Source organism: Glaciihabitans sp. GrIS 2.15 (genome assembly GCF_035984695.1).
In the GTDB taxonomy this organism is placed as follows: Bacteria; Actinomycetota; Actinomycetes; order Actinomycetales; family Microbacteriaceae; genus Lacisediminihabitans.
This window is the reverse complement of sequence record NZ_JAXCHU010000008.1, coordinates 49,442-61,060: the sequence shown is the minus strand read 5'-3', so window position 1 is coordinate 61,060 and position 11,619 is coordinate 49,442. Positions and strand designations below refer to the sequence as shown.

The window sequence follows — 11,619 nt, the reverse complement described above, 5'->3', positions numbered from 1 at the left end:
GATTTGGGTGGCACCCGATTGAGTGCCGCCCTCTGTCCTGAAGGGGTTGAAGTGCTCAAAGTTGCGCGCTACCTGACCATCGCAAGCCTTGCTACTTGCGCCGCAGTTGTTGCGGTATCTCTCACCGCGGGTGCGTCGGTTGCCGGCACGGTTCCCGGCCGGAGCATGCTTGACGGTAGCCAGCCAGCGTGGGCCAACGCTCAAGCACTTCGCTCGCCTGCCGCAGCCTCCGATTACGTGAACATTCGCGTCTACCTCAACTGGCGGGACGAAGCTGCCGCCCAATTGACGGCCCAGGCGGTGTCTACTCCGGGATCGGCCAGCTATCGCCACTTTTTGACTCCCGCACAATTCCGGCAGCAGTTTGCCCCCGCCCAGTCGAGCGTCACGGCAGTGCAGCAGTTCCTTCGGGATGCTGGATTCTCGGTGGTGAACACGCCCGGAAATAATCGCTTCGTCGCCGCGGAGGGAACCGTTGCGCAAGCGCAGACCGCTTTCAGCGTGCAGCTCGGCGAGTTCGCGACATCCGGAAAAACTCTCCGTGCCCCGGAGTCGGCCGTCTCAGTCCCTTCCGCTCTGGCCGGGATAGTGCAGGGCGTGACCGGGTTGGATCAGAGTTCTGAGCTGATGGCTCCGACGAACAGCGCTGGGAACGGGCCGAGCCAGAGCCATGGCGCTCCCGGTATCGGGTTCCGGGCCGGACAGCCGTGCTCCCTGTGGTTCGGCGAGAAGACTGTCGCCACGCCGAACGCTTCCGCATACGGCACGGCCAGCAAACCCCTAGCGCCGTGTGGGTACACCCCGGCACAGGTTCGCGGCCTGTACGGGCTCGATACTGTCAAGGCGGACGGCAGCGGTCAGACCGTCGCGTTCGTGGGCGCCAATGCCAGCCCCACCCTGCAGAATGACGTGGCGCAGTACAGCAGACTGCACAGCCTCCCGGCGCCCTCGATCACGGAAATAGTCGCGCCGGGCGTTTACCGGCACCCGGATACCCCCAAGCAGGTGCCGGGGGAGTTTTACGGGGAAGAGACACTCGACGCGGAAGCGATCCACACCACAGCCCCCGGGGCCAATCTCCTTTTCGTCGGTTCCTCCAACGCCAATCAGGATTTTGACGCGAGCATCAATCACATCGTTGACAAGCACCTGTCCAATATCATTTCGATCAGCTACGGCTTCTCCGGCGAAAACGTGCCTCGTGGCTTCATCAACAGCCTGAACGGCACCTTCATTCAAGCGGTGGCTACCGGCATCGGTGTTTATGTGTCCAGCGGCGATAACGGCGACGAGACCAGCACGTTCGGAACGCCAGCCGTCGACTTCTACGCCGACAGCCCCAACGTCACAGCGGTTGGGGGCACATCTGCCGCAGTGGTCCCGACTGCGGCCCTTCCCACCGCTGCGTACGCCTCAGTCGATACCCCTGGATCGGCGGTGAATCAGCCCGGCTGGCGGCGCGACTTCGAGGTGGGTTGGCAAACAGGGCGCGACGTCATCAGCTCCACTTCGAGCGACAATCTCACAACGGCACCGTTCAGCCTGGGTGGCACGCTCGCGACTGCGCCGCCTGGCGACTTCTTTGGTGGTGGTGGTGGTGGGGTGAGCCGGATCTTCCCCCAGCCCGCCTATCAAAGCGGCGCTATTGGCTCCTCCACGGGGAGGGTAGTGCCGGACATCAGCGCACTCGCTGACCCAAACACGGGGTTTCTCGTCGGCCAAACCCAGTCCTTCAGCAACGGTACTTACTACGACGAGTACCGCATCGGCGGTACCTCCGTCGCAGCCCCGCTCACTGCGGGCATGGCGGCCGTTGCCGATCAGATTGCGGGATCACCCCTTGGATTCCTGAACCCGCGCATTTACCAGGCCTACAAATCCGCGAACAATGCCTTCTACGATGTGAATCAAGCCGCGATGTTCGGCACGTCAGTAGATCAACCGCTGCCCTCCGTCGTCCGGGTCAATTATAAGAACGGCGAAAACCTGGCCGGTGGTCTGAGCTACAGTTTGCGCACCCTCGAAGAACCGAACCAGACCCTGCATTCCACCCGCGGATTCGACACTGCCACTGGCGTCGGGACTCCCAATGGTTCCAACTTTTTCACCGCCATCAGCGCGCCACAGTAAGCGGACGACGAAACTGCTCAGCGGGACTGTCGTTCAGCTGCCCGGTGCCTGCCCACCCGAACCTTCGAGCGTGAGCGGCGGGTAAAAAGACCCCTGCCCAGACCGCGGGTAGCTCAGTTCACTCCGTAACCTTTCCGCCCTCTTCGACGATTACTGAAATGTGACCGAGCAATCGGATCGATCACGTCACGTGTTGAATCGCCGGTGCGGTTCTCGACGAATGAGGGCGCCTATGTTTTCTGTCCGCACCATGATTGGCGGGAAGACCGCTGGCCCCAACGGACGAGCCAACCGTGGCGCCGACAGCAGTGCAAACCGCGACTACCAAGCCGGTTGGACCCGACGCGACAGGACCAGCCGCCGATGGGCTGTGCACGGCCTTCACGCACGGCGGGCTCACGGCATTCTCGACCGGCTATGCCTCGCTAGCCAGCGCTGCGAAAGGAGCATCCAACATTGCGACCTACTGTGCCACGATCCCGAAGTCGGGACCGAAAGCAACCCACGGGCCGCAAAGCAATGACTTCACAAAGGCACCGAAATTACCCCCTTTACTACCCAGTTCGGCACACAAACCCACGCCAGGAGTGAACCCCAATCGCGATCACGGCAACGATCGGCGGACATAAGTCGGTTCTTGCTTGCTGTCGATAGTCGCCAAGCACCGTGTCAGCAGTTGAAGGGGCTATGTGACTGAATCGTCTTCAGTCGATCACTCCTTCGAGAATATCTATCGTGCGTCTCGCACCCGGTGTGATGGGCCACTTTCGAGCGCGAGGCGTCGAGGATCCGGAGGCAGTGACGCAGGAAGTCTTCATCGCTGTCCTTCCTAAAATCGGCAAAATTATCGGTGGAGAGGATGGCATTCGCACCCAGCTTTTCTCCACAGCGCACGCTCGCGCCGTCGATCAACCTGCTCTGCTGAAGAAATCCTGCTGGATCAGGTCGACCGCGAATCGACGGTCGCTCTCCTGGCTGCACTCAAAACGGAACACCGGGATGTTCTGCTGCTCCGCGTCGTTGCCAACCTACCGTTGGAACAGGTGGCCAAGGCATGGGTAATTCTGTTGGGTCTGTCGCGCAGCTCCCACGGCGCGCACTCCTGGCGCTCGGGAGCTACCCGAACCTCGTGGAAGAAATATTCCGGTGATCCCCTCCAGCGATCGGAGTGAGAACATCCGGGACTTGCTCTCCGAACTCGCCGAGGACGATGCCGAGGCGCTACGTCCGCTGTTGTTGTCACTGCACTCCATGTCACTGCACTCCATGTCGCTGCAGTCGGCGCCCGTAACGTCGCCCGAATTGGCGGCCAAATTCGAAACAGGAACCGCCGCCGCAGCATCGGGATTATCAACGCGGTCCCGTTCGCACATTCGGGGGTTACGCGCACTGGTGCGTCCCGCTCGCCAGTGATGGTTCACACGCCGGCAGTGCCCGCGAACGGCCGAGGCACGTCGCATCCGGCCCCTTCGCCTGGGGTTTCGACCCACCGAAACGGTGAGGCTCAGCACTCATCGGGTCACGTCAACCCGAAGTCAACTGGTCATCCCGCTCCACCGGCGGATCCATCGGGTGACAGGCACGGCCGCGCTGGTCCGTAACGGCCCTGCAAGAAGGCCTCACCGTTCTCGCCTCGTTGTTCGGCATCCGGCGGGAGGCCTCGGATGCCGTCGAGTTGGTCGGTGCGCAAGTCGGTCAACTCGCACCCGAGAGCCAACTTGGCGAATTGCTCATAAATGTTGCCGCAAGAACCGACGCCAGCGGTCTCGTCTCGAGAGGAGTCTTCGTGGTCGACGGAGGTTTTGACTATTTTGTCGGTGAGCCTTTGATTTTATCAGCACTGATGTGCGAGGCGACCGGCCGGGGTGAGGGTCAGTTGTTGGCCCGTCTCGCCGGCAACGTTGTCCTAAGCCAGGTGGAGGGGCGGCGATCCGTCATGAGCAGGTTGGTCCCGTCGATGCCGCTGAGTTGCGTGGCGTCGGCGGCGCTGAGCTGAGTTGCGTGGCGTCGGCGGCGCTGAGCGTGGAGTGGTGTCCTCACTTTGGCCGCTACTGTTATACCGCCGCGGGCAACCCGAACAGCACGACGTTGGTTCCCTTGAGCCACTCGGGTCCGACAACGAGTCGCTAACCACCGTTGAAGCGATTGTTGCATACATCCATGATCAAACTTGCCCGTCGTGCGGAGGTCTAGGCGTGGACCGGAAACCGGAGAATTGCGGCGACGGGGCCGCTTCCCGGCACCTCAGAGCCGCGCAAAGCCAAGATCCTCGCATCCGACGACAGGGCGCGCCGCACTATCTCATCGATTACGTCGTAGAGTGTCTCGTTTTCGACCGCGTTCCGGGTGATGATCCCCGTCAATTCGTCGATGCGCCCCGGAAGGCGATGGTCGATGTCTACGAAGAGCGTGTCGATCGCCCGAGATGTGGCGGCGAGGGAGACGCCAGTGAGGGTGTCGTCAGCCAGACCCCGCGACGTACTCTCGTGGAACCGCGCGATCTGGGTGGCCAAATCGGCCGAATGCGCGGCATCGAGAATCGGAGTGGCGCTCGCGGCCAGCTCGAGCGCCGACTTCTGTTCGGGATTGCCCGGGATTGTTTCCCCTCCAAGTCGTGCATAGGACGAGACCGAACGATAGATGCTCGCGAGGGGTTCGGCCGCCGCGAGAATGAGGGGTCGATTCGAGTCGGCCACGATCGGACGCAGCGCTCGGTCAACCGCTTGCGAGAACTCCCGCATACGAACCTTCGGATCTTCGGACGTGCGAAGGTGAGCGAGCGTTTGCCGGTCATTTGTGAGGTCGAGAGCCACCGTGGTCTTCAGGTCGTGGGGGAGGTCGGGCACCACAATCTCGCTGGCCGGTGAAGTGGAAGAGACTTCGATGAGTCGAACGGCGTTCTGCGACAGGGCGAGCACGAAAGCCGAGCGGGAAAAAGTGGTGGCGCGCAGCACGGGGGTGATGGCAAACCGGTCGGAAACCTCAGTGAGCCCGAGAAGCCTGTTCGCCAAGTGAAAACTGACGAGCGACGTGCCGTTCACGAAAATAGCGAGGGTCCTGGTGTCCCGGCGCCAGAAGTCTCGCTCGACCAGCAGGCTCTCGACGGCGGCGCGGATCGACTCGATGGTGTCGGCATCCGTCCCCGCGGCCTTGAGCAATTCGGTCGCCGAGCGTAGTCGAGTATGGACCTCGATTCTTGCGGTGTCCGAGGCGTCGGGCCCAGCGGCAGCGTGCACGTAGATCGACACGCAAGCCGGTTCACGGATGCTGGCGAGCCTAAATATTTCGCCCTGGGTCGGAACGTCGATGTATGGCATGAGGATGCTCCCGTCGGCCGGTGGCAAAAAGGGGGATGCGGACCATCCGATGAACCGGCTGGTAGCCGATCCTAGGAAACGCGAGTGACGCCGACAAGGCCAAAGGTCACACGGCTTCGAGGTGCCGAGCGATCCGGAGTTCGGGAGGGAAGGCTAGAGAGTACCTTTACTCTTCTTCCGCCAGCGGCTCTTCGACCGGTACCGACACTGGCGCGGGTGGGTGCACAGCGCTCGTATCCGCGCTCGTGGTCGCGGCTGCCCTGGCCGCGGCTGCGCCTCCGGCAAAGCTGCCAAGCAGGCCACGCAGGTCGATGCCGGTGGTCGATTTGAGCACCGCGTCGATCTCGGTGAATCCGCCCGCGACGTTCCTGGTGAGCTGGCTTGCGCCATCCGTAGAAACGACCGTCAGCTGGTCGATATTGCCCATCGGCGCGGCGAGCTCGTGGGCGATCTGCGGAAGCATCTCGACGAGCCGCAGCTGGATGAGCGCCTCTGACTTCTGGGCGACCGCTTCGGCCGCGAGTTTAGTCGCCGCGGCCTCGGCCTGGCCCCTGGCGAGGATTGCATCGGCCGTGGCCTTACCCTCTGCACGGATCGCCTCAGCGTTGGCGACACGGCTATCGCGCTCGGCAGTTGCGGCGATGACGCGGGCCTCCGCGGCCGCGTTCGCTGCGACCTTCACGCGGTAGGCATCCGCATCGGCGACCGCGTTCACCTCGGAGGCCAGCTGGGCGCTGCGGAGCTTCGCGGCCGCCTGCGCGGTCACCTCCTGCTCGTGCACGATGTTCTGCTGGGTCTTGGCCTCGGCGAGCGGCTTTGCGCCAGCGGCCTCTGCCGTGGCCTTGTCGGTGTCGAGTTGCAGGGCAGCCCGCTTGAGCGCGAGGGTGTTTTGCGCGATTGCCACGGCCTGCTCTGCCGCGATTGATGCCTCCTGCGATGCCTGGCCGGCCTGGGCCTCGGCCACCTCTGCCGCCTTCAAGACGGATGCCTGCTCGGCGCGACCCATATTGTGGATGTAGTCGTTGTCGTCGGAGATACCTTTGATCTCAAAGGAATCAACGTCGAGCCCCTGGCTGAGGAGCGATTCCCGAGCGGTCGACAGCACGGCCGCACCCAGCTCGTCGCGCTTCTGGATGATGGTTTGCACATCTGTTCCCCCAATGGAGGACCGGAGTGAGCCGGAGAGCACCTCGAGCGCGAACCCGTCGATGTTCTTATCGTTACCGATGAATCGTTGGCCAGCGGCGAGGATAGCGGAATGTGTGTCGCCCACCTTGACGATGGCGACAGCCTCGACGGTGAGCGTGATGCCGCGGGCATCCTGTGCCACCGCCGCGAGCTCGATCGCCCGCGAGCGCAGGCTGATCTTGAACGCCTTTTGGAAGAACGGGGTAATGAAGACGCCCGATCCGACCACGATGCGGATACCCGACTCCTCGGTTGCGACACCGGCGACGGTCTTCACCTTGGCCCGCTTGCCGGTAATGAGGATCGCCTCGTCTGGCCCTGCATTCTTGTAAATCGACTTCGCGTAGATGAGCACGATGAGGAAGACCACGATCACGGCGGCGATGATCGTCACGAGGGGATTGAGGGTGAATGGCACGACGACGTCCTTTGTTCGGTGCCCGAACGCTAACATCCCTCGAGTAATTGCACGAGTTGTTCGGCTGCCTGCGGCGTCCTCCGGCTCGCCGTGCGTCACGATCCAGTCGAACCTGCGTGCGCTCGGATCGGATCTACCGGTGCCACGCTCGGTGGCCGAATGGATACTCATATCTACTCATCCCACGCGTCGTCTTCGCCGCATACATGCTCGGCGCCAGGGCGGGTGAAGACCGATACAGGGAGATCACCCGCGTCGCGACCCGGTACTGGAACGACTCGAAAGTGAAGAAGACTCGCGCTCAGGCGCTGAAAGCACGGAACAAGGGCGCAAAGGCAGCGCGCAAGCGTTTCGGCTAGTCACGGTTAACCACCCGTATTGGGGTGTTCCGCGCTAGAGACAAGCGCCGCTTTACGCTGGTACCGTTGGCTCAGATGCAGGGGGAAACAAATACTCTGGTCTCCTGGTGATCGTGTGTCGGGCGCGGGGGCGCTCATTGGCACGATGAATTCGGGTTTGTTTCGGTTCGGGAATCGGGACTAAGTCTCGATCGCCGCCACTCTTCGGAGGGGCGGCGATCAGTCGTTAACGGGGTGGTCAGCGGGCCGGGGTTCCGCCGGGACGAATTCTTGTCGGGACGGGCTCCCAGCGGACGTGCTTCCGTCGGGATTGGCCCCAGGCACGGGCCAGGGGCTGGTGAAGGGTGACTGCTGCGACACGCAGCATCCGCTCGCGATTTCCTGATTCGCGAGCAGGGCCAGCCGTCGAAGAGCGGTGCTCGCCGAGCAGACCCGTCACCGCGGGCTGATGTCCGCTCGCGGCCTTCGGTAAGAAGACTCGGGTCGTCAGGCGGCCTTGCGCGGCTTGAACATGCGGTGCTCGTCGTACTCGACGAACTCGACGGTGACCTCGACCGCGGGTTCAACCTCTGCTTCGGCAGGCACCGGCGCGGCGATCCATTCGGTGTTCTCAATGGCGAATTCCTCGTCATCGACCGTCTGGATGTCATCGTCGACATCCACTTCGGCGAGTTCGGCCGATGAGTCGACGCCGTCACGGGTAGTGGCGGCGATCTGGTCGGCGATGTCCCGGGCGATGTATTCGGAGATCGTCTCGCCGAACAGCGAATCGGTGTCGGTGTTGGCGCGGAACTGGAGTGTCCACATGCCACCGGCACCGACGGCCGTGAGCAATCGCTCACGGACCAGGTCGAAGACGAGTTTTTGGAGCTCGGCCGACTCTTCGGGCGAGATCGTGCTGTTGTGCTTGCGTGATTCCATCACGACTCACCCTTCAAGTGCAGGTTGATAGTTGCCCCAGTATGCGGCCGACCCCTCGCGCTTGCTCGGTGACACGCCGACAGGCCGATCCGTTGCATGCTGACGGCTCCGGAGGGGACCTCAGGAGCCGTCAGACGTCAGGCCATGACTACTTGGTGAAGATCTCGTCTTCCATCGCGTCGTAGCCCTCGACCTGCGGGTCACCGTGGAGGCCGCCGCTGAGGGCGTATTCCTCTTCCGGAGAGAGCACGAGCCGATTGCGGCCGAAGAGCGCGAAGAGCGTGAGCCCGATGACAAAGATGATGACGAAGGTGATGACCGCCAGATTGAATGTCGAGTTGGCCACGATACCGATGAACGACGCGACGGCGATAGCGCCGGCAATCACAGCTCCGGCCACCCCCGTCGGGCTTTTGTATGGCCGATTCGCCCGGGGGAATTTGCGTCGAAGCACGATGAACGAGACCATCTGCATCACGTACGAAATCACCGCGCCGAAGACCGCGATGAAAAGGATGATTCCTGTTGCGGCGCCCGCAGCACCCGGGTTTACTGCCGGGATGATCAGCGCGACAACGACGAGGATCACGAAGCCCATGACACCACCGACGAGGAGCGCCACCCAGGGTGTCTGGTGAGTCCTACCCGTGAGGGACAGGAACTTCGGGTAGTACCCGGCACGGGAGAGCGAGTACATGTTGCGCCCGTACGCGAACATGATGCCCTGGAGCGAGGCGAGCAGGCCGATGAGTGCGAAGAGGGCGAGCAGAGCGGCGACGCTGTCAGGCAGGAATGCCCGGAAGCCGGCGAGCAGCGGTTCGTCGCCGTCCCCTGGCGAGACCGTGAGCGCTTTCGACCCGGTTACGGCCGGGTTGAGAAAGAGGATAAGCAATCCGAAGAACGCCAGTGTGATGATTCCCCAGACGCCGGCCTTGGGGATGTCCTTCGCGGGGTTCTTCGCTTCTTCCGCAGCCAATGGCAGTTCCTCGATGCCGAGGAAGAACCAGATGGCGAAGGGCAGCGAGAAGAGGATGCCGACGCCCCCGAACGGCAGGAAGCTCGAGTTGCCCGCGGTCGGTTTGATATCGAACAGGCGGGAGAAGTCCACGGCACCGTTGGCAATTGAGAGGATGGCAAAAAGTAGGATGACCGCCATCGAGATAATCGCGACGATCAGGGCGAACCGGAAGCCCACTGACGCACCCAGCGAGTTCAGCCCGATGAAGATCGCGTACAGGATGATCCACAGTATCCAGGCCGGCACCACCGCTCCGGTGAAGTCGGTGATGATCTGGCCCGCATATGCGGCCGAAAACAACACGATGACGGCGGTGGTCACCACGTACTCGATGGATTCCGAGATGCCGGTGATGAATCCGCCCCACGGCCCGAGGGCAGCCCGGGCGAACGAGTAGGCGCCACCGGTGTGCGGCATGGCCGCGGACATCTCGCCGATCGAGAAAATCATCGTGAAGTACATGATCACGATGATGATGGTCGCAATCAGCAAACCTCCCCATCCGGTGGTGGCGAGACCGACGTTCCAGCCGGAGAAGTCGCCGGAGATGACGGCCGCGATGCCGATGCCCCAGATTCCCCAGAACCCGGCCGTGCGCTTGAGGCTGCGTTTCTCAAAGTAGCCGTCTTCGGCTTTCGTGTAAGTGACGCCGGAGACAGTGTTCTTGGGCATTCATTCCTCCAGGAGCGGATCATCGGGAGCCGGGCGCGATGAGTCACCGCGTCACGCTTATCGGAGAGCATGGCGTTTATTGGTACTTCTTGTCTACCTATAGATGTAAACAGTGCGTTACAAGCCCTAGGATCGGGGTCGTGCCACTGTGATGCAATGGTTGGCTAATGCTCGAGAAGACGAGGAACCCCCATGGCCGCTCGCACGGGAATGCTCACCACCGACCAGCTCAATGAGCTCATCGAAGACGGCAAGATCGACACGGTTATCGTGGCGTTCACCGACATGCAGGGGCGCCTCGTCGGCAAACGGGCCTCCGCTCGGCTGTTCAGGGAAGAGATCAGCAGCCACGGTGCCGAGTGCTGCAACTACCTGCTCGCGGTGGATGTCGAGATGAACACCGTTGAGGGCTACCGCATGTCCTCGTGGGAGAGGGGGTACGGCGACATGGCGATGATCCCCGACCTGTCGACCCTGCGACTGGTGCCGTGGCTGCCGGGAACCGCCCTCGTCATGGCCGACCTCACCTGGCTCGATGAGCGGCCGGTCGATCCTGCTCCTCGCGAGATCCTCAAGAAGCAGATCGCCCGGCTCGCTCAGAAGGGGCTCGTTCCCTACGTCGGCACGGAGCTCGAATTCATCGTCTTCGACAATAGTTACCGGGATGCCTGGAGCAAGGGCTACGTGGGACTGACCCCGGCGAGCGACTACAACATCGACTACGCGCTGCTCGCCTCGACACGCATGGAGCCCCTGCTGCGAGACATCCGGCTCTCGATGGAGGGCGCTGGGCTGTATTGCGAGGGGGTGAAGGGCGAGTGCAACCTCGGGCAGCAGGAGATCGCGTTCCGATATGAGGACGCGCTCACCACCTGCGATAACCACTCGATTTACAAGAACGGCGCGAAAGAAATCGCGGACAAGCACGGGAAGTCCCTCACCTTCATGGCCAAGTTCAACGAGAGGGAGGGCAACTCCTGCCACATCCACATCTCGTTCCGCGGCACCGACGGGTCGGCGGTCTTCGCCGACGATGCTGACACGCTCGGGATGTCGAAGATGTTCCGTCACTTCCTGGCGGGCCAGCTGAAGACAATGCGCGAACTCACCTTGTTCTTCGCTCCGAATATCAACTCGTACAAGCGGTTCGTCGACGGCAGCTTCGCGCCGACTGCGGTGGCCTGGGGACTCGACAACCGCACCTGCTCCCTGCGCGTCGTCGGGCACGGGCTCGGGATGCGCGTGGAGAACCGTGTGCCCGGCGGAGACGTGAACCAGTACCTGGCCACCGCAGCGCTGATCGCCGGCGGACTGTACGGCATCGAACACGAGCTGGAGCTCGAGCCGATGTTCGAAGGCAACGCGTATGGGAGCGACGCCCCCCGCGTGCCGACGACCCTTCGAGAGGCGGCCGAGCTCTTCGGCAAGTCCGAGATCGCCCGAGAGGCGTTCGGCGCGGATGTCGTGGAGCACTACCTGAACAACGCCCGCATCGAGGTGCAGGCCTACGACGCAGCCATCACGGATTGGGAGCGGGTGCGCGGCTTTGAGCGCTTCTGAAAATACGGTCTCTGACAACCCGACATCGCAGGCTCC

Annotated in this window: 6 protein-coding genes; 2 read left to right on the top strand and 4 right to left on the bottom strand. The window is 62.6% G+C overall.

Translation table 11 applies throughout. The annotated features are described in order from the left end of the window. Window positions 1-51 precede the first annotated feature (51 nt). Window positions 52-2,130: a S53 family peptidase gene (locus RCH11_RS12380; protein ID WP_327057323.1), complete on the top strand. Its 2,079-nt coding sequence runs from the start codon at window positions 52-54 to the stop codon at window positions 2,128-2,130. Between the two features lie 2,189 nt (window positions 2,131-4,319). On the opposite strand, the gene RCH11_RS12375 is transcribed toward RCH11_RS12380, so the two are convergent. The 4 genes from RCH11_RS12375 to RCH11_RS12360 all read right to left on the bottom strand — a co-directional run bounded on the left by RCH11_RS12375 (window position 4,320) and on the right by RCH11_RS12360 (window position 10,023). Then, complete coding sequence (locus RCH11_RS12375; protein ID WP_327057322.1) at window positions 4,320-5,447, bottom strand: baeRF11 domain-containing protein; 1,128 nt, start codon at window positions 5,445-5,447, stop codon at window positions 4,320-4,322. Window positions 5,448-5,613: 166 nt separating this feature from the next. Continuing rightward, on the bottom strand, window positions 5,614-7,224 hold the full coding sequence (locus tag RCH11_RS12370; protein ID WP_327057321.1) for an SPFH domain-containing protein: 1,611 nt from the start codon (window positions 7,222-7,224) through the stop codon (window positions 5,614-5,616). A 674-nt stretch (window positions 7,225-7,898) separates the two neighbouring features. Next, window positions 7,899-8,336 (bottom strand): hypothetical protein, encoded by a 438-nt coding sequence (locus RCH11_RS12365; protein ID WP_327057320.1) that lies wholly within the window; start codon window positions 8,334-8,336, stop codon window positions 7,899-7,901. 145 nt (window positions 8,337-8,481) lie between these two features. After that, a complete protein-coding gene (locus tag RCH11_RS12360) occupies window positions 8,482-10,023 on the bottom strand; it encodes an amino acid permease (RefSeq protein WP_327057319.1) in 1,542 nt (513 codons plus the stop codon). A gap of 192 nt (window positions 10,024-10,215) precedes the next feature. On the opposite strand from RCH11_RS12360, the gene RCH11_RS12355 reads away from it, so the two are divergent. Then, window positions 10,216-11,583: a glutamine synthetase family protein gene (locus RCH11_RS12355; RefSeq protein WP_327057318.1), complete on the top strand. Its 1,368-nt coding sequence runs from the start codon at window positions 10,216-10,218 to the stop codon at window positions 11,581-11,583. Window positions 11,584-11,619: the final 36 nt, after the last annotated feature.

Bases quoted from the DNA above. Each gene is read 5' to 3' on its own strand.
- RCH11_RS12375 (WP_327057322.1), bottom strand. From the start codon at position 5,447: ATGCCATACATCGACGTTCCGACCCAGGGCGAAATATTTAGGCTCGCC.
- RCH11_RS12370 (WP_327057321.1), bottom strand. From the start codon at position 7,224: ATGAGTATCCATTCGGCCACCGAGCGTGGCACCGGTAGATCCGATCCG.
- RCH11_RS12360 (WP_327057319.1), bottom strand. From the start codon at position 10,023: ATGCCCAAGAACACTGTCTCCGGCGTCACTTACACGAAAGCCGAAGAC.
- RCH11_RS12355 (WP_327057318.1), top strand. From the start codon at position 10,216: ATGGCCGCTCGCACGGGAATGCTCACCACCGACCAGCTCAATGAGCTC.